This window comes from Marinobacter salicampi (genome assembly GCF_011074795.1).
Classification (GTDB): domain Bacteria; phylum Pseudomonadota; class Gammaproteobacteria; order Pseudomonadales; family Oleiphilaceae; genus Marinobacter; species Marinobacter salicampi.
Genome location: NZ_JAAMPF010000023.1, coordinates 22,064 through 44,177 on the forward strand (window position 1 = coordinate 22,064; position 22,114 = coordinate 44,177).

The 22,114-nt window shown below is 58.4% G+C and carries 22 protein-coding genes; 1 reads left to right on the forward strand and 21 read right to left on the reverse strand.

From position 1 onward, the window contains the following. Positions 1 to 4: 4 nt before the first annotated feature. Positions 5 to 793, reverse strand: coding sequence for a hypothetical protein (locus G7W63_RS13840; RefSeq protein WP_166259221.1), 789 nt, complete (start codon positions 791 to 793; stop codon positions 5 to 7). Between the two features lie 88 nt (positions 794 to 881). Beyond that, positions 882 to 1,274 carry a hypothetical protein gene (locus G7W63_RS13845; RefSeq protein WP_166259224.1) on the reverse strand — a complete coding sequence of 131 codons (393 nt, stop codon included), beginning with the start codon at positions 1,272 to 1,274 and terminating at the stop codon, positions 882 to 884. 207 nt (positions 1,275 to 1,481) lie between these two features. Here G7W63_RS13845 and G7W63_RS13850 point away from each other — a divergent pair, with 207 nt between their 5' ends. Continuing rightward, a complete protein-coding gene (locus tag G7W63_RS13850; protein ID WP_166259227.1) occupies positions 1,482 to 2,450 on the forward strand; it encodes a beta-ketoacyl-ACP synthase III in 969 nt (322 codons plus the stop codon). Positions 2,451 to 2,463: 13 nt separating this feature from the next. On the opposite strand, the gene G7W63_RS13855 is transcribed toward G7W63_RS13850, so the two are convergent. From G7W63_RS13855 to gspH, 19 genes are all read right to left on the reverse strand, one after another. Beyond that, positions 2,464 to 4,983, reverse strand: coding sequence for a sensor domain-containing protein (locus tag G7W63_RS13855; protein ID WP_166259230.1), 2,520 nt, complete (start codon positions 4,981 to 4,983; stop codon positions 2,464 to 2,466). Positions 4,984 to 5,213: 230 nt separating this feature from the next. Further along, entirely contained in the window at positions 5,214 to 5,882 is a 669-nt protein-coding gene (locus G7W63_RS13860) for a haloacid dehalogenase type II (protein WP_166259233.1), read from the reverse strand. Next, positions 5,879 to 7,321 carry an NADH-quinone oxidoreductase subunit N gene (locus G7W63_RS13865; protein ID WP_166259236.1) on the reverse strand — a complete coding sequence of 481 codons (1,443 nt, stop codon included), beginning with the start codon at positions 7,319 to 7,321 and terminating at the stop codon, positions 5,879 to 5,881. The genes G7W63_RS13860 and G7W63_RS13865 overlap by 4 nt, the downstream gene beginning before the upstream one ends. After that, positions 7,321 to 8,808, reverse strand: coding sequence for a complex I subunit 4 family protein (locus G7W63_RS13870; protein ID WP_207308959.1), 1,488 nt, complete (start codon positions 8,806 to 8,808; stop codon positions 7,321 to 7,323). The genes G7W63_RS13865 and G7W63_RS13870 overlap by 1 nt, the downstream gene beginning before the upstream one ends. Then, positions 8,805 to 10,730: an NADH-quinone oxidoreductase subunit 5 family protein gene (locus G7W63_RS13875; protein WP_166259239.1), complete on the reverse strand. Its 1,926-nt coding sequence runs from the start codon at positions 10,728 to 10,730 to the stop codon at positions 8,805 to 8,807. Before G7W63_RS13875 ends, G7W63_RS13870 begins: the two co-directional genes overlap by 4 nt. Next, positions 10,730 to 11,035, reverse strand: coding sequence for an NADH-quinone oxidoreductase subunit NuoK (locus tag G7W63_RS13880; RefSeq protein ID WP_166259242.1), 306 nt, complete (start codon positions 11,033 to 11,035; stop codon positions 10,730 to 10,732). The genes G7W63_RS13875 and G7W63_RS13880 overlap by 1 nt, the downstream gene beginning before the upstream one ends. An 88-nt stretch (positions 11,036 to 11,123) precedes the next feature. After that, entirely contained in the window at positions 11,124 to 11,732 is a 609-nt protein-coding gene (locus tag G7W63_RS13885; RefSeq protein WP_166259245.1) for an NADH-quinone oxidoreductase subunit J family protein, read from the reverse strand. Beyond that, positions 11,729 to 12,649 (reverse strand): NADH-quinone oxidoreductase subunit H, encoded by a 921-nt coding sequence (locus G7W63_RS13890; protein ID WP_166259248.1) that lies wholly within the window; start codon positions 12,647 to 12,649, stop codon positions 11,729 to 11,731. The genes G7W63_RS13885 and G7W63_RS13890 overlap by 4 nt, the downstream gene beginning before the upstream one ends. Beyond that, positions 12,646 to 13,923 carry an NADH-quinone oxidoreductase subunit D-related protein gene (locus G7W63_RS13895; RefSeq protein WP_166259251.1) on the reverse strand — a complete coding sequence of 426 codons (1,278 nt, stop codon included), beginning with the start codon at positions 13,921 to 13,923 and terminating at the stop codon, positions 12,646 to 12,648. The genes G7W63_RS13890 and G7W63_RS13895 overlap by 4 nt, the downstream gene beginning before the upstream one ends. Next, positions 13,914 to 14,279 (reverse strand): NADH-quinone oxidoreductase subunit A, encoded by a 366-nt coding sequence (locus tag G7W63_RS13900; RefSeq protein WP_166259254.1) that lies wholly within the window; start codon positions 14,277 to 14,279, stop codon positions 13,914 to 13,916. The genes G7W63_RS13895 and G7W63_RS13900 overlap by 10 nt, the downstream gene beginning before the upstream one ends. A gap of 274 nt (positions 14,280 to 14,553) precedes the next feature. Beyond that, the gene (locus G7W63_RS13905) at positions 14,554 to 15,231 is read right to left on the reverse strand and encodes a J domain-containing protein (RefSeq protein WP_166259257.1); all 678 of its coding nucleotides are present in this window, start codon (positions 15,229 to 15,231) and stop codon (positions 14,554 to 14,556) included. A 171-nt stretch (positions 15,232 to 15,402) separates the two neighbouring features. After that, on the reverse strand, positions 15,403 to 16,770 hold the full coding sequence (gene gorA, locus G7W63_RS13910) for a glutathione-disulfide reductase (protein ID WP_166259260.1): 1,368 nt from the start codon (positions 16,768 to 16,770) through the stop codon (positions 15,403 to 15,405). 44 nt (positions 16,771 to 16,814) lie between these two features. Beyond that, entirely contained in the window at positions 16,815 to 17,477 is a 663-nt protein-coding gene (locus G7W63_RS13915; RefSeq protein WP_166259263.1) for a GNAT family N-acetyltransferase, read from the reverse strand. Between the two features lie 57 nt (positions 17,478 to 17,534). Then, positions 17,535 to 18,059, reverse strand: a complete 525-nt coding sequence (gspM, locus tag G7W63_RS13920) for a type II secretion system protein GspM (RefSeq protein WP_166259266.1) — start codon at positions 18,057 to 18,059, stop codon at positions 17,535 to 17,537. 3 nt (positions 18,060 to 18,062) lie between these two features. Next, the gene (gspL, locus tag G7W63_RS13925; RefSeq protein ID WP_166259269.1) at positions 18,063 to 19,367 is read right to left on the reverse strand and encodes a type II secretion system protein GspL; all 1,305 of its coding nucleotides are present in this window, start codon (positions 19,365 to 19,367) and stop codon (positions 18,063 to 18,065) included. Positions 19,368 to 19,407: 40 nt separating this feature from the next. After that, a complete protein-coding gene (gene gspK, locus G7W63_RS13930; RefSeq protein ID WP_242634428.1) occupies positions 19,408 to 20,370 on the reverse strand; it encodes a type II secretion system minor pseudopilin GspK in 963 nt (320 codons plus the stop codon). Between the two features lie 59 nt (positions 20,371 to 20,429). Continuing rightward, positions 20,430 to 21,164, reverse strand: coding sequence for a type II secretion system minor pseudopilin GspJ (gspJ, locus tag G7W63_RS13935; RefSeq protein ID WP_166259272.1), 735 nt, complete (start codon positions 21,162 to 21,164; stop codon positions 20,430 to 20,432). Further along, a complete protein-coding gene (gene gspI, locus G7W63_RS13940) occupies positions 21,161 to 21,544 on the reverse strand; it encodes a type II secretion system minor pseudopilin GspI (RefSeq protein WP_166259275.1) in 384 nt (127 codons plus the stop codon). Before gspI ends, gspJ begins: the two co-directional genes overlap by 4 nt. Then, a complete protein-coding gene (gene gspH, locus G7W63_RS13945) occupies positions 21,541 to 22,110 on the reverse strand; it encodes a type II secretion system minor pseudopilin GspH (RefSeq protein ID WP_166259278.1) in 570 nt (189 codons plus the stop codon). The genes gspI and gspH overlap by 4 nt, the downstream gene beginning before the upstream one ends. Between the last annotated feature and the right edge of the window lie 4 nt (positions 22,111 to 22,114).

The following is a 22,114-nucleotide window of genomic DNA, read 5'->3' on the forward strand; positions in this document are numbered from 1 at the left end:
GGCTCTACAGGTCTGAGGTTAGTGGCTCCAGCCCCAGTTGCTTCTTGTACTCCCGGTACGCATGCCGGTAGATAATAGCCCCAAGCGCCATGGCGGCTTTGCCGGTCATCCTCCTGAATTTTTCACGGATCTCTTCAGGCACCTGGGACTTGTCCTGCACCCCCGCCGTTTCCATCAGAACGGCTGCCATGGCCAGGACAGCGTCAATAGGCACGTCTTGCTCGCCATCTTCCATGACGGCTCGTGCACTCGCTTTTGCATCGGCCAATATCAGCTTTTCACCGGGCTTCAGGCTCTCACCGTCATAGCCAATCAGTGCCTGATAGCGTTGTGTTCGTTTCAGCCGGAAGGACTCCGCGACGGCGGGGTCTGGGGCCGTCGCGTCCGGAGGTGGAGCGGAGGTGCTGAGACCGTGAAGTCTGAAGTCCAGCTCGCCTTCTGACCTCTTTTCTTCAAATTCTCTGGTCAGGTTAGCCCTGGCAATCTCTGACGTGGTTTCCTTGGCATTTGCAATGACCGCCTCAAACACTTCCTTTTCCAGCACATCAAGAAGCTTGCGTATGCGGTGGATAGCGCTCATGAGGTCCGGCCACAAATCAGGGTCTGCTGCTTCAGGGGTTACCGGTAGCCAAGCCTTGGTTGCCCTTGCCAGGAAAAATGTTTTCTCGACTTCATGGTGGTCCAGCCCCGGTTCGTGAAGGGCTTCATGAAGTCCGTAGTCTTCCAGGTCGTCAATAAGGCTGGGCGTCAGGATCAACAGATAGTACTTGAACCCGGCAGGCAAGTTGGTCACTGAAACTCCTTCTCGGCTTGAGTGCCGTGTCGATCAGCATGTACCTGTTATGAATCTAGCAGCTGATAGCCAGTCCAGCTGGGTGGGATCACTCAGAGCCGGTGACGCCCTGCATCGGGACCATGCAGTCCATAAGTTCGAGCCCGTAACGTCTGAAGGCCTGCTCCGAGCGGATAACCTCCGGCATACCCTCCCCCACAGCCCTCAGGCATCTGGCTTCGCGCTTCTCAGCCTGGTCGATGCAGCGCTCCAGATCGTCGGTTCCTGTACTGCTGCTGGCCGTCTTTTCATAACACATGCCTTCGGTTTGCCTGGAGAAAAAGGCAAGCACGTCCGAGGCGGAGGCAGGGTTCGCCTCCAGGTCTGTGAATCGCTGGGGATCAAGGTCAGCGGATGGTCGGGTCTGGTCCCAGAGCACATAAATCAGCGCAAGCAAAACGAGCACGACAGTGACATAGGGAAACTTCATGGGAACTTTCATTGCAACACCGTAGAGAGGGATGGAAAGCGATTGTGCCAATAACGCCAGACAGATCGCGGACTGTAATAAGTTTGGTCACGCCCGGCAAGGCGGAAGCTGCTGCGCGCCCTCACCCGCCTTTGACATATCGCTAATAACTCAGGCTGGCCAAGGGGCGTAATATAGTGGCACTGTATATTTATTCGCCTCACCCTGAGGAAGATTTCGATGACTTACGCAAGAATTGTCGGCACGGGCTCCTACCTGCCCGAAAACGTTATGACAAACGCCGATATGGAGAAAATTGTCGATACCTCTGATCAATGGATCCGGGAGCGTACCGGCATTGAACAGCGGCATATCGCGCGTGAGGATGAAACGGCCGTCGATCTGGCTGAAAAAGCATCCCTCAGTGCAATAGAGGCGGCTGGAATAGTGCCCAGGGACATTGACCTGATCATCTTCGCAACCTCGACCCCTGATAAGATCTTTCCCAGTTCAGCCTGCATTCTTCAGGCCCGGCTTGGCATACACGGCTGCCCGGCTTTCGACATCCAGGCTGTCTGCAGTGGCTTTGTCTATGCCCTGTCAGTAGCCGACCAGTTCGTGAAGACCGGGGCCAGCAAGAAAGTGCTGATTGTGGGGTCTGAAGTATTTTCCCGCATCTTGAACTGGGAAGACCGGGGCACCTGCGTGCTTTTCGGCGATGGCGCCGGTGCCGTGGTTCTGGAAGCAAACGAAGAGACCGGCATACTGTCGACCCATCTTCATGCAGATGGCCAGTATGAAGATCTCCTGCGTGTGCCCTACGGTATTTCGGACGGCTTTGACCAGGTCAAGGCTGGCAAAGCCACCATTGAAATGAAAGGCAACGAAGTCTTCAAAATAGCCGTGAATACGCTCGGACAGATTGTTGACGAGACCTTGCTGGCCAACAACATGGCCAAGTCCGACATCGACTGGCTGGTGCCCCACCAGGCCAATCTGCGCATCATCTCGGCCACGGCACGCAAGCTGGGAATGCCCATGGATCGGGTGGTGGTTACCGTCAACAAGCACGGCAATACATCGGCGGCTTCCATACCTCTGGCTCTGGATGAAGCCGTGCGGGATGGCAGAATCAAGAAAAATGAACTTCTGCTCCTCGAAGCGTTTGGCGGTGGATTTACCTGGGGCTCTGCTCTGATCCGCTACTGAACCCCCTCGACGGCTACTCGGCAGTCAGAGGCTGGGGAACATGCTGTTTATACCACTCCTCAAAACTCGATCCTGACATTGGGTTGCCCAGGTAATAGCCCTGCCCTTGCATGCAGCCCAGTGAACGTACGTACTCCAGCACCGCCTCGGACTCCACACCTTCGACAACCACTTCCAGCCCGAGGGTGGTCGCCAGGGCGGTCATGGCATCGGTAACTGCGCGGTTGGCAATACTGTCTCCGACCCCCGTTATGAACGACTTGTCGATTTTGACCTTGCACAATGGCAAACGGGTCAGATAGGCAAGACTGGAATGGCCTGTGCCGAAGTCATCCAGCAAGATAGTGAAGCCGAAGCCGTCCAGTTGGGTCAGCATGGCCACGGTATGCTCCGGGTCATCCATAACGGCTGTTTCGGTCAGCTCCAACTGGATTGCATTGGCCTCGATACCGTGTGACTCGATGGTTTCTTTAAACCTGGAAACGAAGTTTCGGTCCCGGAATTCAACGGCAGACACATTCAGAGCTATTGGAATAGGCGGAAGCCCGTTCTGAATCCAGGTTTTATGCTGGATGCACGCCTCCTCCAGCAACCACCGGCCAATGGAATTGATGAGTCCGGTCGCCTCGGCTATCGGAATAAATTCTTCCGGGCCAACTTCATCTGCACCCCAGCGCAGCAGCGCCTCAACACTGACTATCCTGTCTGTCTGAAGATCCCTCACCGGCTGGTAAACCAGGTGGAAATCACTGGTATTGACGGCAATCCGTAACTGCTGCTCGATAAACTGGACGTAGCGGGTTTCTGCCGCAAGCCCGACAGAGTAAAAACTGTAATTATTACGACCAGCCTCTTTTGCAACATACATAGCCATATCGGCATGGCTCACCAGGGTATCGATGTCGTGTCCGTCCTGAGGGAAAAGGCTAATACCGATGGAAGTGGACAGGCTCAGGGTCAGGTTACTGCTACTAAAAGGCTTACTGATTTCTTCCACCAACTGCCCTGCCACTTCCGCCGCAGTTTCCGGGCGTTCTATGTCCTGCAGGAGTATAAGAAACTCGTCGCCCCCTAGCCGAACCACCAGGTCTTCTGATCTAAGCACCTGCAAAAGGCGGCGAGCCACCTCCTTGAGCATGGAGTCGCCTATCTCATGGCCGTGAGTATCATTGATACGCTTGAACCGATCCAGATCAAGAAACAGGACCGCTGCCTGCTGGGCGTTTCGGCCATACCGCGGCAGCAGATGATTGGCATACTCAAACAGCATGGCCCTGTTAGGAAGGCCGGTTAAGAGGTCATGGAGGGCGGCATGGCGCAGCTCTTTTTCCGCATGTTTGCGCTTGGTGATGTCGTAAACAATGCCTGCCATCCGCGTGGGAGAGCCCTCATTGCCGTAGACACTGCCGTGGGCTGCAATCCAGTGGACGCTTCCGTCAGGCCAGATTACCCGGCACTCACAGTGCCAGTCATCCACGTTCTGGATAGCCAGCTCGAACGCCCGCTTCACACGGAGACGGTCATCCGGGTGGACATGCTCGATAAAAATATCGAAGCCCCAGTCAGGTATAGGTTCTTTATAGCCAAAGCAGAGGTCGTGGCGGACCGAGCGACGGGCAACGTCGTTCTTCAGATCCAGGTCCCAGTCGCCGATTTCAGCAGCGTCCAATATGAACTGAAGGCGGGCCGCGGTTTCCCTTAAAGCTCCCTCGGTCTGGATCCAGGCTGAGATGTCAGTAACTGCCGCTATGCCGCCAACAATACTGTCCTGGCTGTCCCTTAAAGGCATCGCCGATGCCAGCACCGTACGGCGTACAGGTGGCTCATCAATGGATTCCAGTTCAATGGTGGCATGGGGCGACTCTTCACCGGCAAGGGCACGGGCCAACGGCCATTCCGACGGTTTCAAACGTTGGCCATGGCGGGATGAGCCGTCGGCCCACCATCCCTTCCAGTCCTGAAGCTGGTCAATACACCAGGCCGGGGACTGCTGATCGCCAAACAGCGTCACTTCCGACGGCGCTGTTTCAATGAGCCCACCCTTTGAATTGGAAAGGAGGATCCCTACCGGGACGGCAGCTTCCAGCACAGCTTCGAGCTGGGCGTGATCGGCCAAGGGATCGCGAAGGGTGTCTTTCCGGTCCGGATTTAACCCACCCCGGGCTTCCCGCAGCATCTTGCCGAAGCCCAGATGGCTGCCATCAGGGGCAAACAGTGGGTAAGTGGTCCCGTCTGCCAGAACCTGCTGGCCATCTTTTCGGACAAACCGGCGCCTGGTTTCAGCAAAGCCTGAACGAAGAGCTTCTGCGACATCTGCCTGGGGAAAACCGGAGGCCTTGTCTTCCGGGGTGAATATAAAGACACAGGACTGTTCTAGGACCTCAGCCTTGGTCCACCCGAGCATCTGTTCCGCGCCCTGGGTCCATTCAACAATTCGGCCCTGAGGGTCAGTGATAAGCATCGCGTGGGAGCTGGCCGAGTTGGCTAGTAAGCGGAAGCGTTGATCTGAGGAAAGCGTGCGCACATCGTCCATAAAAATCCCTGTGCTGAAGAGCTTCACTGCTTCTTTTGGACTCCTGAGCCGCAAACATCCGGTAAGCGAGAGTCCTGCAGAGTCCTTTGCCAATCAGAAAAATGTATTCGAAGCATAACTTAACATATAGTCAAGGCCGTTTACTCCCTTCACGGCATGACATGCAAGTAAGAATCAGTATTAAGTGTCGAAAAAGCATCCATAAATTAGAAAGCCACTGCCAAAAGTTGCTATTGCTTGCCCGCCAGCTGCTTTGCAACCCCCAGTACGCCCTTGCCGTGAATATCGGCCCTGACCCCGACCGGGTTTTGCACTTTCCCCGGGCGTTCCACAAACGCAGTCCTGCAGCCGGCCTCAGCGGCGCCTGCGATGTCCCAGGCGTGGGCGGCGATCATCATGAAATCGCCGGTCTGGATGCCCAGCCGTTCTGCTGCCATGGCGTAGGGTTCACGGGCAGGCTTGTATCGCTTTACCTCATCAACCGACAGGATGTGTTCGAAGAAATGGTCCAGGCCGGCTGATGCAAGTTGCTTCCGTGCCGCGGCCAGGGTGCTGTTGGTCAGTGCGGTCAGCTTGTAACCATTGTCACGCAGCAGGGTGAGTGCTTCGGCGACGTCTTCATGGGCCGGCAGGCTCAGCATGCCGTCAATGAGTTCGCCCTGATCGTCCTCTGACACATCCACACCCCTTCTCTTGCCAACCATGACCAATGCGCTTTTGGCCAGATCACCAAACGGCAGGTACTTGTGGATAATGGTCGCGGTCAGCCAGTTTTCCTGAAGAGTGAGAAACCATTCCTGGCGGGTCGAGGCGTCATTGAAAAGCCTTTCAAACAGTGGATCCAGTGCGGAAACATCCAGAAGTGTTTCATTCACATCAAAAACCAGATGCTTTGTCATGACTGTCCTCTCGTGTTCAGTAAGTGTGTTAGCTCCGGCAAAAGCTCGATACCTTCGACCGGGTGAATCAGGCCTTCAGCCCATAACCCTAGCACTATAACCAGCAGACCGGCAGTCATCGCTATTAACCCCGGCGCTCGTCCCAGGCAGGCGACTTCGGCCCCGGGATGTCTGAAGACCATGATTGAAATGACCCTCAGATAATAGAACAGGGACAGCACCGTATTGGCAATGGCGACAATCACCAGCCAGGTGAAACCACCCTCTATGCCTGCTTTGAAGACCATCAGCTTGCCAAAGAAACCCACCAGCGGAGGTATGCCCACAAAAGACAGGAAAGCCACGATCACCACCAGTGCCGACCAGGGCCTGATGCCCATAAGACCACGATAGTGCTCAAGCGCTGTCCTGCCCCGCAGGTGTACCACAGTCGCGAACGCCGCCAGGTTGGCAAGCCCGTAGGCGGCCAGGAAAACCAACAGTGACGGTACTGCGGAGTCGGCGGCACCCACTACGGTAATCGCAACCAGGGCGTACCCGGACTGGGACACTGCAGACCAGCCCAACAGGCGCCGCAGATCGTCTTGCCAGAGGGCGGCCAGATTGCCCACAGTCATGGTCACAGCGGCCAGCATGGCAATGACCCATGGCCAGGCCAGCGTGTCGGGCAGGATATGGACGAAGCGTGCAAGCGCAATGGCTGCAGCAATCTTGGGGGCGACCGTCAGCAAGGCGGCTATAGGCGCGGGGGCTCCCTGAGCGACATCGGGCATCCAGGTGTGAATGGGGAAGGCCCCCAGCTTGAACGCAAGGCCAAGAAAGATAAAACTCAGGGCGACAATGGTTACCAGCGGATCTGCGTTCTGACTGAGTTGCCGCGTGATCTCCGGATAACCCGTGGCTCCTGTGAGCCCGAACAGAAGCACAACGCCTATGACAAACAGTGAGTTCGCCAGCGCACCCATGAGGTAGTATTTCATACCCGCTTCCAGCGCCGGCGCCCAGGACCGATGAAAAGCAACCAACGGGTAACTTGCGGCCGAGGACAACAGCAGTCCTATCACAAGTTCCATGGTATCGGTGGCGGACACCAGCATGATGGCGCCCAGTAGCGAGAAGAGCACTAGCCCGTAATATTCACCGTGACGCCGGTCCCCCGCCATCCACCGGGGGGAGAGCGCGACAGCGACCGCCCCCGCCACAAGAATGAGAATCTTGCCGGCGACAGCACCGCGGTCGAGTGCCCAGACTCCGGAAAAGGTGAGTCTTTCAACACCTCCGTATTGCGCTACCGACAGGGCCGTTGCCAGCGCCAGAACGAGCAGCGCAATGACTGCGGCCACGGGCTGCATGCGTTCGGGAGTAAAGGCCGCAAACAGAATGATGAATACAGCTCCAATCAGCACTACCAGCTCTGGCAGCAGGTCAGCAACAGGCATTAGCCGCCCCCAACCAGCCAGCGGGCTGACTGCTCGACAACGTCAATCAGGAAGCCGGGTGCCACGCCAATAACAACCACAAGCAGGAGCAGGATCAGCAACACACTGAGCTCGCTTCTGTGCAGATCCGCAAAGCCTGACCACTGGGCAGGCAGCTTGCCGAAAAAGAGCCGTTGCAGCATCTGCAGGAAGAGCGCGGCGGTGATCAGTATCCCCAGAAGGCCGATGGCCGCGAGCCAGGGGTAAACGCCAAAGGTTCCCACAAATATATGGAATTCGGCAACGAAACCGGCAAGACCGGGCAAGCCGAGACTGGCGAATGCCGCCAACGCGGTCATGCCGGTCAGCTTGGGTGCCTTCGAGCCAAGCCCTCCGTATATGTCCATGTCATAGGATTGGCCTCGGCTCCAGAAAGAACCTGCAATCAGGAACAGACTGCCCGTGATCAACCCATGGGCGACCATCTCTATGGCTGCGCCCGTCAGGGCAAGGCTTCGCGCCGCCTCACTACCTTCAAGCAGGGCTCCGGCCACGGCGATACCGAGGACCGTATAGCCCATGTGGTTAATGGACGTGTAGGCGATGCGCCTTTTCATATCCCCCTGCCCCAGGGCCACCAGCGCCCCGTAGAGGATGGAGATCACCGCAAGAATGGCGAGCCACAGGGCGTACTGGGCAAAGGTCTCTTCCATCATGCTGTAGGGAATCCGGATAAGCCCGTAGGTGCCCATTTTCAGGAGCACACCCGCAAGGATGGCTGACGCCGGTGCAGGGGCATCCACATGGGCCTGGGGCAACCAGGTATGGAATGGCACAAGCGGTGTCTTGATGGCAAAGCCAACCACAAACCCGAGAAGCACCAGGCCGGCGGCCGGGGCCATACCTGCCAGGGGTTGCTGGGCTATCAGTTCGCGCATGTCGAAGGTGTGGGGGTCCGCTGCCAGGTAAAGGGCAATAATGGCGAGCAGAAGCGCCAGTGAACCAAGCAAGGTGTAAAGGAAAAACTTGAGCGCCGAATATTCCGGCCGGCCGTGGCCCCAGCGGGCAATGAGGAAATACATGCCAACCAGGTTGAGGTCGAAAAACACGTAGAAGAGGAGCAGGTCCAGCGACAGGAAAACACCCAGGGAGACCGTTTCCAGAAACAGCAGCCAGGCATAGTACTGCCTCGCCATGCCTTTGGTTTCCACCGGATAGGCAGCCGCCCCGGCGAACAGCAGTGCGCTCATGGTAGCAACCGCCAGGGCAATGCCATCAACGCCCAATCGGAAACCCATGCCAAGGGACGGAACCCATTCGTATTCTTCAACCAGCTGGAACATGGCTCCGTTCGGGTCAAAGAGCAGCCAGGCCCAAATCAGCAGCAGAAGTGGCAGAACCGCAACGGTTGTGGCGAACAGGCGGATCTGGTTCTCACGCCAACTGCCCGCGAATATGAGAACAAGAGCGCCAACTAAGGGTAGCGCGAGAGTCGCAGTCAGAATCAAAACAGTTCTCCCGTTGCGAAAATAGAAAGGATGGTGACGAAACCAATCACGGCAATGGTGTAGTAGTGATGGACCATGCCGCTCTGGAAACCTCTGACATAAGTAGCCAGGCGCCCTGAAACTCGAGCCGTGCCGAGGGGTAGTTCATCAAAGAGTCGCGGTTCAATCCTGGCACCTGCGTAGTCTGCTGCGTTCTGGCTGTAACGTGCCAAGTCTTCCGGGCCAAGATCAAACAGCCACTCCCCGACCCGGCTGTTCCAGCCGGCCAGGCGATGGGCCAGCCGGGCGCTGGCCTCGAGGCCCTGGTCCACAACGCGGTCATCCAGGCTCGCCAGTGACAGGGCCAGCCAGTTGACCGGGCGGCTCACAAGATCACGCCCAAGGCTGGGAAGTCCAAACCAGTTGGCTGCAACCGACGCCGCCACGCGCTCTTCCTGTCTGTTTTCAGCAACCGTTACCGACCAGCGCCCGAGCACAAGCCCCAGCACAAGCCCCAGCACTACACAAAGCATTGAGAACAGGACTTCCCAGGCCTTGAAGGCCGGCACCGGGCTGTCGAGCAGCGCTTCCAGCCATTGTCGGGAACCCGGCAGCCACAGGGCAGCCAGCGCCACCGTGACAATGGCAAAGCTGTAGATCGTCCCTGACTCCAGCTGATGGACTTCGGCCCTGCCCTCGGGGCCCCGGCCGAAGGCCATCAGCTGGAAGCGGGCACAGTAGGCGGCGCTTAGGCCGCCTAAAAGTGCTGTGATAACCGCGTAGTACGGTGCCACATGGCCTGCGGCCGTTACGATGGCTTCTTTTGTCCAGCCCGCCCCCATGGGGAAGAGGCCGGCAAGGGCAAGAGACAGCACCAGGCCTGCAACTGCCAGTCCGGGCATAACCCGCCCCAGCTTCATGGCGGTTAAACGATAGCTGCCGACATAGTCTCCTGCGACACCTGAAGCCATAAAAAGTGGGGCTTTCAAAAACGCATGGGCAATGAAATGGGCAACCGCGACCGAAGGATAACCGGCCCCCACGGCCACCCACATCAGACCATGATGTGCGGATGTTGACGCTGCAAGCAGACGCTTTGCATCTGACTGAAAGATGGCGACTACGGAGCCTGCCAGGGCGGTGGCCAAACCGAGACCGATGGTCAGCGGAGCGAACCAGGCCACCGCAGATAATTCACCCTGCAAACGTGCGATCAGGTACACACCGGCCGAAACCATGGTGGCGGAATGCAGGAGTGCGGATGCCGAGGTTGGGCCTGACATCGCCGAGAACAGCCAGGGGGAAAATGGAAGCTGGGCTGACTTTGCCGCAGCGGCGAGCACAATCCCGGCTACGAACAGTCCCAGGGCCGGGCCTTCCAGTTGTGCCAGCGCCTCGAAGCTGAAGGAGCCGGTCTGGGAAAACGCAACCGCGGCCGCAAGATAAAGCCCGAGGTCGCCAAAGCGGGTCACCAGAAAGGCCTGTCGCGCATGAGCGCTTTTGCGGGCATCAGAACCATGATGGCCTATCAGCGCCCAGGACAGGGCGCCTACCAGTTCCCAGCCAATCAGCAGGGTCAGAAGATCCTGGGCCAGAACGAGCAACTCCATGGCGCCCACAAAGCCAAGCATCAGGGCCAGCAAGCGCGCCCGGCCCCGTGACTCCTCATGTACACCGGCATAGACAAGCACAAGGGCGGCAACAAGGGGAAGCGTCAGGGCAAAGGCAGGTGAAAGACCTTCAAGGCCAATCTGAAGCACAATGTCAGGGCCCCAGGCAAAGCTGCCCGTCCAGCCTTGCAGCATGCCCGCGCCGACCAGCAATGCGGTCCCGATAGCAGCAGAGCCGACTGCGATGCTGCCCGCCGAGGCGCCCCGGCCCTGGCAGAAGCGGTAAAGCGCCAGCGCAGCGAGAATCGGGAGCCAGACCGTCGCCCAGAGCATCAGTGCTTGAACCCTTCCAGGGCTTCCGTCATGTCCGCCTGCTTGCCACGGTACACAGCCACAACCAGCGCGAAGCCCAGAGCCATCTCGATCGCCATGACGGCCATCACCACAATGGTGAGTAGCTGGCCTTCAGGTATGCCCGTACCGCTATAGGCCCAGAATCCGACCGCTGCCAGCATGACACCGTTGAGGATCAGTTCCAGCCCCATCATCAGCATGACAAAGGACTGCTGGGATAGCGCTCCATACAATCCGATGCCGATAAGGGCTGCGGCAACTATCTGTACAGTGATGATAGACACGGTGCCTCCTTGCGCCTGCTATGTGTTTGACGGAATTTCCATCGGTTCGTCAGTCATGGTTCAGCCTGGGGAATGCCCCCTTCCATTGCTAATGGTGGTGGTGATGATGGCCTCCGGAGGACCCCTCCTGGTCGCCGGAAAACGCAGGCATCCCCCCGGGCTCAAGCCCAGGAGGCCGGGAGCCGGCGTTGGCGTCGCCGTAGCGGCCGCGGTGGCTGGACATGGCCACCACGCCGATCATGGTCGCCAGCAGGGTTACGCCGGCAGACTCGAAGACCAGCATCGAGTCGCCCAGTAACTCTTTCCCCAGGGTGACAACCGGGTCGAGATCCGACGGTCGCGGCTGGTCCGGAAAGTCGCCAAACACGGCCACCGCGCTCAGGGCGAAGAAAGCCACAACCCCGGCAAGGGCAGCAAACTTGTCCTGATGGACCATTTTCATGGGGTTCAGGCCGGCCGGGTTCATCATGAACATCACCATGAAGAGCGCCATCACCATCATTTCCACCGCCATCATGAAGAACAAAGCCACGCCCAGGTACACAGCCCCGAGCAGCAGCATGATGACGCCCACCGCGATAAACGAGATCAGCAGGAAAAATGACGCACGCACCATGGAGTCGGTGCAGAACACGCGCCATCCCGAAAAGATTGCGATGGCTCCGCAAATCAGGAATATGAGGTCGACAAAGCTCATGGCAACGCCTCCAGACCGGCCCAGACCAGATCGACGAACGCCAACGGAAGCAACAGCACCCAGGCGATAGTGAGAAAACGATCCGGCGAAAATCTGGGAATGAGCTGCCCAAGAAGAAGTGCCATCGCGAGCACCACCATTGTTTTCAGAATCATCCAGACGAAGCCGGGTAATACCGGGCCGAGCCAGCCACCGAGAAAGGCCGTAGCACCGATTGCTGAGAAAGCGACCAGCATGACGGCCCGGCCCGCCTGCCATACCAGCCTTGCTCTACCGGAAGATTCCGACGACGTGCCCCCGGCAAGGTCGTTAGAGTCGGCAAAATTCAGCGGTCCCCAGAAACTGATGCCCAGACCCACCAGGAGAAACAAAGGCAGTCCCAGGGGCTGGCGAATCACATTCCACAGGCCGGCCTGTGACTCCACAACGGCGGAGAACTGAAGCGATTCGGCCGGTAGCGCAACACCAATAAGCACAAACATGCTGACCAGCAGGTAGGACAGCCCAAGGGAAACGTACCGATAGGCGCCGAGCATGGAAAGATGGGCGTTGGCTGACCAGCCATGGAGGAAGATCACCACCGTGGCCAGAGGCTCCAGTGCGCCCCACAGTACGATGCCCGTAGTCAGGTCCACAGGCACCAGATTCTGGGACCAGGGCACCAAAGCAAGCCCCATGGCTGCCAGGGTCAAGTAAAGAACCGGTGCCAGGTGCCAGGCCATGGCGTCAGGCGCTTCGGTGGTATTGGCGGGCGCGACCCACAAGGAGGCCGCGCTGTAAAACGGCGCAGTGAACGGGTTACCGGCCCCGGAATGGCCAAGGGCATTGGCCCAGGCCCGGTTAATGATGGCGACCAGATAGACTCCGATCGCCAGAATGGCCATGACAAGCAAGGCATTGGTCAGCGACGCGGTCATAGTGTTCCCTCTGCCCCAGCCCCGGCACGTTGCACCGCGCTCAGGTCCAGGCTTGCCAGCACTGCCATGGCTTCACTCCACTCCAGCCCGGGCAGCAGGTCTTCCAGCATGGCAGTGCCATCTTCCGGCAACTGGCCGTCTCTGGATGCGCCACGAAGCAGCTCGACGCTTCTGGTATTGGAGGTTTTTACATGGCCTGGGCCAGCATCGTGGGCAAGCTGCAGCGATCGTTGTGCTTCCTCCAGCCATAACCACCAGCGTGCCGCGGCATCGCCTCGGTCCATAACCAGGGGTTTGAACCCAAGGGACCTGTAACCGTCATCGTCCACCCGGGCATCACTGCCCCGCCCGCAGGCCCTGGCGGCGACTCCGCCTGTCATCAGGGCCTGGCTATCGCCCAGAACCCCCTTATCAGCACCTGCCGATCTGTAAAAGCCTGTGTATATCAGTTGTTTCTTCAGCTTGTTTAGGGACTCACCCGGCTTCAGAGATCGGGCCTTGGCAAACACGGCATGCGCCACTGTCCCCGACTGATTGATCCAAAGGGCGTGGCCAAGCTGATGCAGGTAATGGCGGGCCCTGGCCAGTTCCAGTTCGGTAATTGAAACCGGACCTTCGAGAGCTTTTTCAAAAACCCCGGGCAGTAACGATGGGTAGGGTGTCGAGCAAACCTCGAAACTGGCGACAACGTCGCCATGAAGGGTGACATTGGCCTCCAGGCCAGGGGGTAGAAAAGAGCAGAAGGGCCCGAGGCTGAACGCCATGGGGTCAAGCTGAAGGCCATCCCTGAGGTCATCAGTTGGCATGGCCATACTGCGGCCATAGGGTTTCCCCCCCATCATGCCCTCGCCGCCGTGTCCGATATCGCCAAGACCTTGCCAGGGTTCAGGCGGTTCGTCAGGGCACAGTGCCGGTTCGCCCCGGTGCTTACCGCTCAGCAGGTCAACCTGTAACTGATGGGCGACACGGCCAAGGTCATCGGCTTTATCCAGTATAGTGGCGCCATCAGCCAGGCTGTCCAGCGGTTGTCCCTGCCACCAGATGCTGGCTGCGGGCCCCGGTAGCTGATCGTGAACCTTGCCGAAGGCCCGGTCAGTGGCTGGTGAAAGCTCCCCGGCCACCAGCAGAACACGGGCATGGCGAGGCGAAGCCACCCACTCGATGCGCGGGTCCAGCCCCATGGTCTGGATGTCGGTACGCAGGTTGCCTGCCAGTAATGGATAGACTGGTACGGGGGCTTTGGCCGCGAGCTGGCGTAACCAGTTCATTGCCATTTAAAGGCCCCCTCTCGCCAACCGTAGATGATGCCAACAGAAAGGATGGCGAGGAACATCCCCATTTCGACCAGAGCTTTCATCCCCTCGGCGACGTAAACCACAGCCCATGGGTACATGAACATCATCTCCATCTCGAAGGCGATGAGCAGAAGTGTCATGGGATAGTAGCGGGCGTGAAAGCGGTTCCAGGCGTGATTTTCGGGGCTACCACCGCCGAGAAAGGGAGCGCGCTGGGGCCATGGGGGGGCTGCCCGGTATTGCGGCTTTGTGATGGGGCGTCCGGACAGCCAGAGTCCGACAGCGAACGTCAGCAAGCCGATGATCAGCAGTGTCAGTAGTTCCGTCAGCTCCATGACAGACTCTCCCTAGCTTTTCCTGGCAGGGACCTCGTTACCTCTATCGGGGCCTATACCTTCCTATGGACCTAATACCTCTTATCGACCTGATATTTTATTGAACCTAACACCTCTATCGGTCGAAAATCATCGTGTATAAACTGTACCCTACTCCATCTTGCGTGCGGGTCTCTATAAAACCTACTGATTCCGTTGCAGAAAATCAACGGACCCGTCCGGATTGGCCATTCCGGGAAGGCCAAAATCCCCTCCCCCTGCCCGGTCGGCAGTCTCAGCCACCGCCGCCCATACCGCCAAACATCGCGGTCAGAATGACGATACCCACAATCCATCCTATGATAGCCGGCCAAAAATTGACGATTTGCGGCTTTTGCTCCGCGAGCGTTTCGCCGCGGTCATCCGCTGAATCCGACGGGTCCTTCTCAGCCAGACTCCGGGCCTGACGTGAGGCGTCTGCCCAGCCAAACCAGTCGCCCAGGAACAGCGTTACATCGGCCGGGAAACTACCATTCTGGGCCATAGGGCGAACTTCCCGGGACAGGGCTTCGCTGAGCGCCGAGCGGATATGCTCCTGATCTGCCGGCGGTTCGGTGATGATGGCTCGCCATACATTGATGTCCCGACTCCTCGGTGGATCGTTGAGCAGCGCCCGCACCTGTACTACTGTGTCGTGGACTAACTGCCGCTCATTGGCATCAAGCTCACGGTCACTGCCGTTGCCGGAGGAGTCGGGCCGCGGCGTTGCAACGTCGTGACGGGAGCTGCTGCTCTCGACGGGCTGTTGGGCAGGCGACGTTGCCAGGCCAGCGTCCATCAGGGCTTCCTGGTAGGCCTGCTGGAGTTCCTGGTGTTGCTCATCGGAAGCGAACTTCTGCTGCCGGGCAAACGCCTGCTCGATGGCGTCCTTGTCTCGGGTCGGCTCAATGCCCAGTATTTCCCAACAATTCATCGTGGCGCACTCTGATACCGGAGCGTTTTAAGTGAGGTTAAGTAAGACACAACAACGGGACCTTTCGTAGTATTGGCGGGCCGGATGGTGGCCGCTGCCGTTCAATGAACAATAAACACACCGGCATGGTGTGTAAACGGTTTTGATGAGCCAGACTAACCTGTTAGCCGGCTAGTCTGAGCTGACAGCCTCACGCATGGTGACAAACTCTTCTGCCGAGGTGGGGTGGACGCCAAGAGTACAGTCAAAGTGGGCTTTGGTAGCCCCTGCTTTCATGGCAACCGCGAGGCCCTGCACAATCTCGCCCGCATCCGGTCCCACCATATGGGCGCCGAGCACCCGGTCGGTGCTGTCCTCTACCACCAGTTTCATCAGGCTGCGCTCGTCCCGCCCGCTCAGGGTATGCTTCATCGGCTTGAACGCCGTACGGTAGATTCGCAATTTGCCATAAGACTTTCGGGCTTCTTCCTCGGTCAGTCCTACGGTCCCTATGTTGGGCTGGCAGAACACAGCCGTGGGGATGCAGGTGTAGTCCATCGTACCCTCGCCATCTCCGAACAGCCGACGGGACAGAACCATGGCCTGGCCCAGGGCCACCGGTGTCAGCTGCGGCGTTCCGATCAGGTCGCCCAATGCTGTAATCGATGGCACCTCGGTCTGGAAATGGTCATCAACCACAACGTGGCCGGCTGAGCTAAGCTGAACGCCCAACTCCTCCAGGTTCAGGCCATCGACCAGGGCCCGTCGGCCGGTGGCAGCCATAACAAGCCCGGTGGTCATCTGGGAACCATCCGACAGGGCGATGGAGTAACTGGCACCTTCGGAGCTGACCGAGTCTATGGTGACGCCAAACCGGAGATCGACCCCTTTCTTGCGCATTTCGTCCGCCATGAAGCTGCGAATATCCTCGTCAAAGCCCCGCAGGAAGAGCTCGCCCCGATACAGAAGCGTTGTTTCGACGCCAAGACCGGCCAGTATTCCCGCAAATTCAACCGCAATGTAACCACCGCCCCAGACCACGGCTGTCCGGGGTAATTGGGGCAGATAAAACATCTCATTGGAGGTGAGAATGCATTCCTTGCCGGGGATATCAGGTGTCACCGGCCAGCTTCCGGTTGCAATGGTGATATGCCGGGCGGAGAGTTTCCTGTCCCCGACTGCCACGGTATGGGGATCAACAAGGGCGGCAGTGCCCTCGATAATCGTGACACCCGCGCCTTCCAGCAGGCGACGGTAAATGCCGTTCAGGCGCTCGATCTCGGTGTTCTTGTTGGCAACAAGGGTTGGCCAGTCGAACCGGATCTGGTCTTTAGGTACGCTCCAGCCATAACCCCCTGCGTCCTCTATGTCCTCTCCCATGTGCGAGCCGTAGACAAACAGTTTCTTGGGCACACAACCCACATTCACGCAGGTGCCGCCCAGGTAGCGGGACTCGATCACTGCGACTTTGACACCCCTCTGGGCAGACATGCGGGCAAGCCTAACCCCGCCGGACCCGGCGCCAATAACGATCAGGTCGTAATCATGGTTGTCAGACACATCGACTCCTTTGAACTGCAGTTCTGTGGGATTTTCAAGCTGGACTAAGCGGAGTGGACCTTACCGATGACAGGCCCCACCTCCCGGAACAATACGTGGTCTTCGTGTTCACCCAGCTGTAGTTTCCCCAGGCTGCGAAAGCCCAGAGACTCGTAAAATTGCAGGTAAGCACTATTGCCGGTATCAAGCACCAGGCCGCTTCCTTTTGGGTTTTCTGCACAGAAACCCTCAACCGTTTCCAGTAACAGGCGGCCGAATCCGCGGTTCTGGTATTTGGGATGCACACCCATTAGTGGTAGCTGATGAGTCTGGGCTTCTGGCAGCATCTGCTTGATCTGCTCATGGTAATCGAGATAGCGCCGGGTGGAAGAAAACCCGGCGGTAAGCACCATCCTCAGGCGCCAGCTGAACTGGTCCGCCAGATTCATCCGCAGATCAGGATCACCCACAAAGGCAACCGCAATCAGGGTATCATTCAGTAGCAGGCCGATAGCATCCTGGCGCAGGTCGAAGTACAGACTGATCAGTTCGCGGATAGTGGCGCGTACCCGTTGCTCATAGCCCGGCCTTCGATGATCGAAGAGATAATGAAACGTCGGTTCGTGGCGATAGGCCTGAAACAGTATGGATTTGGCTTCGCTGATCGCCGTCTCATCCAGCCTTACGATAACCGGCTCTGTCTTCTTTTTATTATTGTCTTGTGCCATGCCTCAACTCCACTCGCTGTCGTTGTTAGCCCAAGTCCACCAAGACCAAGGCGAGGTTTATATCTGCAGGGTCAGGCGTGCGGATACCTGCCCAGGCTGGTCACTGCTGTCCAGTGCCGCCTGGTCCACCAAGATGCCGTGATCCGTATTAAGCGCTTCCAGCCACGCCGCCACCTGGCTGAAGGGCACATTTTCAAGCCATACCCTGAGGGCATTTTCCCCGCTGGGCTCGAAGCGTTGCAGGGCAATGCCAGCCTCCCTGGCGCTACTGGTAACCGTAGACATCAGAGCCCGGCCGCTGGTGATTCGGTTACTGCCCTTTTGATCACCGCGATTTTCTGACAGTTGGGCAATGGCAGCCCGATTGTTCTCCATCCACACCACCAGTGACTGGGCACGCTCGTGCGCCAACTCTGCGTTGTCGTGAAAACCGGCAACCGGGCGCCAGACTGCAAAGTACAACAGTGCCAGCAAAAGCGCGACGGCCATAAGCCACAGTGCTTTCTGATCCCGCTGGGACAACTGGTCATACTGGGCGACCAGCTTCTGCAATGAAGGATTTTCCCTGAGTTTCGCCAGCATGTATCAGCCTCCTGAAATCGTAAGCCGGCCACGTGCGCCGGACGCTTCGTTGACGACCGAGCCAATGTTGGCATCAAGTCCCTGCTGGTTCAGCCCTGTGCGCAACGCACTGAGCTTACTGTAGTCATCCGCACGCAGATCTACCACCAACTCGCCTCGTGCGCGGCTGTAATTGATGCTGTTGAACTGGACGCTGTCGTTGGCAGGCAGCATCGAATACTGCTGTCCGGTACGCTTCATCAAGGCCAAAAAGTCCTCCCTCGGCCCGTCCTGGCTCGCTACCCGAAGCTCGCCGAGGAGCACGTTTTTGACGTTGCCGGCGTGGGTGCGGGTATCCTGGGGAAAGGCGTCCCGGTAAACCGACATCGCCTGGGCATTGAGGTCCTCTGCTTTGGCCTGGTGATAAAAGCCCAGGCCCAGTTCTACGCCCAGCTGAAGCACGAACCAGAGGCCTGCAATGGCGATTACCGGTCGCCAGGGCCGCCAGGCGCCTCCGTTCTCGTTGCTGATGGCAAACCCACCCTGACACAGGTTAACGGGCTGGCAATAGTGATGATGATGGGCATGCGCCAGCAGTTCCAGTGGCATCAGCTCCAGGGTCTGATGGCTGACCACCAGGCGCCGGGAATTGCTCAGGCTCGTCAGTAGCGGTTTTTGATGATCAAGCTCTTGCTGGGTGCCGAAAACGGCTACCCGAACCTCCGCCACCACTTCATCCTCCGAGGGCGCAGCGAGGGTATCTGAAAAGATTTCGAGGTTGGCTATCTGCATTTTCAGCCATTCGCCCTGGCGACTGGCCAGCAGAGCAGAGGTGCCGTCCAGGCAGATACTCCAGTCCTGATCGTTTACCGGCAGAAGACTGGCATCGGGGAATATGGCTTCCAGCCGCACATGATCCCAATCCCGGAACAGAGCCATCCAGGACGCCATTCGCTGGCGGTCGATTGCCGCCACCCGGAAACCCTCGTTACCCCGGCCACCCAGGGCCAGATGCATGGATTCGACATCCTGGGCCAGTTGCTCTTCCACGGCAAATGGCAATGCCTGACGGATGTAGCGTTCCTGTTTGGCCGGAATATTGGCAAAACAGAAAAGCGCTTCGTCACCTGGAATGAGACCGATGAGCCTGACGTGTTCAAGGGCATTTTGACCCAGGGTCTGTTCGATGTGCGCCCTGGTGTCGCCCGTTCCCTGAGCCTGCACGTCGCCGCTCGCGTCCAGCAGAACCCAGTTGAACAGCTGACCGTCCGGTTCGGTATCCAGGTCAGCAAAGGGCGGTACCGGTCGGGCGTACAGGCGATATGACATGCTTCCGAGTCCTCGAGTGGGGAAGGTGTTCCGGTATAAATCAGTTGTCCGACACCGCAAATCGCTCTTTTGTGATGCGATTCTTCTGGCCGGTGTCCCGTCGGACGGTGGAAAGCTCTCCGGCGGGGCTGCGATATATTGTGCTGACCAGATTCACAACCCGGTCATCGTAGGTAATCCGGGAGGCGACTTCAAAAAAATGCGTCTTCAGGGTCAGGCCTTCCGCTTTCAGTCCCAATCCGGCGAATTCGGGCAGCGCCAGAAAGTCCTGTACCGTTTCAAAGCGCTCATCTTCCCTCTGGGCAACCACGGACTCTGCCTGGGCTTCGGTAAGCTCCGGATGCAGCGCCTGGATCACCGCCTGGGGCGCCATATTAACATTGATGCCGGCGCCAGACACAGGTAATGCCGCCACATGAAGGCTCAGCAGCTGGTAGTCATCCTCGGAAATGCCTTCGAGCAAGCGCAGCTCGGTAACACTGGTAAAAGGCTGGTTCGCCGCCCGATAGGCCGGATTCTGGAGCAGGTATTGGCCATCTTCGGCACCGTAGGCACTGATGGTTTCATCGTTGGGGTCGATCCAGTCAATGATGGCATCCACGCTCAGGTTGCCGATGCCAAGAACCTCGATAAGCCGCGTCAGGCGCTCGCGGGTGACCTCGTCGGGCTGACCTTGGGGGTTGACCAGATCGTTCAGGTTGATGCGGCCACCGAGGTCATCTATCTGAACCTCCACGACTCCATTATCCAGCGGCAACACGGCAGAGTACCGGGCCCAGGCTTCATTGGGGCTGTCGATGAAAAGATTGTCCTCGCGGTCCGCTTCAAAATCCCTGAACAGGATCTGACCGGCAAAGGCTTCTGCCCCAAGGGCAATGCTGTAGCCCTGACTTTGGGCCAGGTAATGACCCGCCTTGTAGATCCGCACGCTCTGGTGTTTTGTCATACCGCCGGCAAGCATGACCACCAGGGCCATGGCCAGAAGAACCATGATCAGGGCCACGCCGCCCTGCTTGCGGACTGTGACTGCGGCAGACCCGGTGCATCTATGAGTGAAGCCCGTCACTGTTGCTGCACCTCTTCTTCCTCGGGAGGCTCTTCGTCTGTGGTTTCAGGGGGTGGCTGGTTTGCCTGCATGACTTCGCCCTGGGCGCTGGCACGGTCAAAATCGGGCATGGAGAATACCCGCACCAGTTCACCGAATCGCCGATGTGTGAGGGTGAGCTCGATGCCCAGGGGCAAGGCCTGGATCTGGCCCAAACCGGGATTGGGGTTGTTACCACCATCATCCTGAGGAGGCCAGTCCTCCACCCAGTTGCGTTCCTGATCCATGAAGCGAACGTCGAATTCAGTCACATCCTCCAGGAGCTTCTGATTCTGGCTTTCCTCCTCCTGGCCCCGGTCAACGGTAATCCAATACCGTCGGTGGAGCTCCTCCCCTGTCAGTTCGTAGGCGGATCTCTGCAGTTCGCTACGCTTTCGGCCCAGGGGATTACGCCAGCCCTGGCGTGTCAGTGTCAGGGCAAAGGCTTCGTCCCGACTGCTCAGGGCGGGTTCAAAATCGCCGTAAATATTGCGTATGGGCCGGTTAACGATCTGGTGGACGTCCCGTTCAAGCAGCAGAAAGGCCCGTTGAATAGACTCAAACTCATTCGCCACCACGTCTACGCGGTCCCGGGACAGAATGATGCCGGAAATGACCTGCCAGACGCCCAGTCCGATCACCGCGGTTATGGTGATGGCGACCAGCACTTCCATGAGCGTGAAGCCCGCCTGGGGTGCTGAATAGGCTCTCATTGCCCCTGGTCCCGAAGAAAACCGGACAGACTGTGAGTGGAGCGTGGGTCGCCACCGCTTTCAACAAAGCGCGCAATGTTGATGTCGACCCGGCGGATACTGGCCTCTTCGGTGGCGCTCACCTCCGTGGTTACCTGCCATCGGTAGGGGCCGTAGTCGAGCTCCTTGGTGGTTTTCGATATGTCCGGTACGCGTTCAGCCAGACGTAGCTCGGCCATGCGGTTTTCCGCCACCCAGCTGGCGAGGGTTTTGTCCCGGATGCGTTCAAAGCTGCCGATGTACTGGCTGCCCACTTCTGACGCGGCGGTGGCAATAAGACCGAAGACCAGCAGTGCGACCAGTACTTCAATCAGGGTAAAGCCGGATTGAGTACGGGTCATGCCCGAACCTCGTCAACGTCGCCGCCCGGCCGCTGCCAGCGGATCCCGTCAAGGCCGTCGGACTCAAGAAGATGGGAGTACTCGTCCTGGCCGGGCCCAAAGAACTCAAGTTCGAACGGCGTGACCTCGCCACTGGAATAGAACACGATCTCGGGTCGAACCGTATCCTCGTCGCTGGTGAGCGCTGGCAGATCGTTTTCGATGACCTGGGTCATGACCGTGCCATCGGGAAAGGCTCTGGGGCGGAACAGGCGTTCTGACTGGGCGGTCCAGGTGCGATCCTCGTCATTGAAGACCACGAAGCGATAGCCGTCGTCTTCCAGTACCAGCCCGAGCTCCTGGTTAGTGACGATGGCCTGTTCCGATGCGGTCTGCATCAGAAGGAAAAGCTCACGGACCGTATTCTCCATTTCCCGGTGCTGGGCGCTGCCGCCCAGATTGGCGACTGCCAGAGCGGCGAGCAGGCCTACGACAATAAGGACCACCAGGATCTCGATCATCGTGAAGCCGATGCTACGAGACCGGCGAAAATTACTGTGCCGGAAAACGTGACTGCGCCCGGGCATGCTG

What these genes read in the sequence shown, in the direction of transcription:
- G7W63_RS13845 (WP_166259224.1), bottom strand. Translation starts at nt 1,274, where the DNA reads ATGAAAGTTCCCATGAAGTTTCCCTATGTCACTGTCGTGCTCGTTTTG.
- G7W63_RS13850 (WP_166259227.1), top strand. Translation starts at nt 1,482, where the DNA reads ATGACTTACGCAAGAATTGTCGGCACGGGCTCCTACCTGCCCGAAAAC.
- G7W63_RS13855 (WP_166259230.1), bottom strand. Translation starts at nt 4,983, where the DNA reads ATGGACGATGTGCGCACGCTTTCCTCAGATCAACGCTTCCGCTTACTA.
- G7W63_RS13860 (WP_166259233.1), bottom strand. Translation starts at nt 5,882, where the DNA reads ATGACAAAGCATCTGGTTTTTGATGTGAATGAAACACTTCTGGATGTT.
- G7W63_RS13865 (WP_166259236.1), bottom strand. Translation starts at nt 7,321, where the DNA reads ATGCCTGTTGCTGACCTGCTGCCAGAGCTGGTAGTGCTGATTGGAGCT.
- G7W63_RS13875 (WP_166259239.1), bottom strand. Translation starts at nt 10,730, where the DNA reads ATGCTCTGGGCGACGGTCTGGCTCCCGATTCTCGCTGCGCTGGCGCTT.
- G7W63_RS13885 (WP_166259245.1), bottom strand. Translation starts at nt 11,732, where the DNA reads ATGAGCTTTGTCGACCTCATATTCCTGATTTGCGGAGCCATCGCAATC.
- G7W63_RS13890 (WP_166259248.1), bottom strand. Translation starts at nt 12,649, where the DNA reads ATGACCGCGTCGCTGACCAATGCCTTGCTTGTCATGGCCATTCTGGCG.
- G7W63_RS13895 (WP_166259251.1), bottom strand. Translation starts at nt 13,923, where the DNA reads ATGGCAATGAACTGGTTACGCCAGCTCGCGGCCAAAGCCCCCGTACCA.
- G7W63_RS13900 (WP_166259254.1), bottom strand. Translation starts at nt 14,279, where the DNA reads ATGGAGCTGACGGAACTACTGACACTGCTGATCATCGGCTTGCTGACG.
- G7W63_RS13905 (WP_166259257.1), bottom strand. Translation starts at nt 15,231, where the DNA reads ATGAATTGTTGGGAAATACTGGGCATTGAGCCGACCCGAGACAAGGAC.
- G7W63_RS13915 (WP_166259263.1), bottom strand. Translation starts at nt 17,477, where the DNA reads ATGGCACAAGACAATAATAAAAAGAAGACAGAGCCGGTTATCGTAAGG.
- gspM (WP_166259266.1), bottom strand. Translation starts at nt 18,059, where the DNA reads ATGCTGGCGAAACTCAGGGAAAATCCTTCATTGCAGAAGCTGGTCGCC.
- gspL (WP_166259269.1), bottom strand. Translation starts at nt 19,367, where the DNA reads ATGTCATATCGCCTGTACGCCCGACCGGTACCGCCCTTTGCTGACCTG.
- gspJ (WP_166259272.1), bottom strand. Translation starts at nt 21,164, where the DNA reads ATGAGAGCCTATTCAGCACCCCAGGCGGGCTTCACGCTCATGGAAGTG.
- gspI (WP_166259275.1), bottom strand. Translation starts at nt 21,544, where the DNA reads ATGACCCGTACTCAATCCGGCTTTACCCTGATTGAAGTACTGGTCGCA.
- gspH (WP_166259278.1), bottom strand. Translation starts at nt 22,110, where the DNA reads ATGCCCGGGCGCAGTCACGTTTTCCGGCACAGTAATTTTCGCCGGTCT.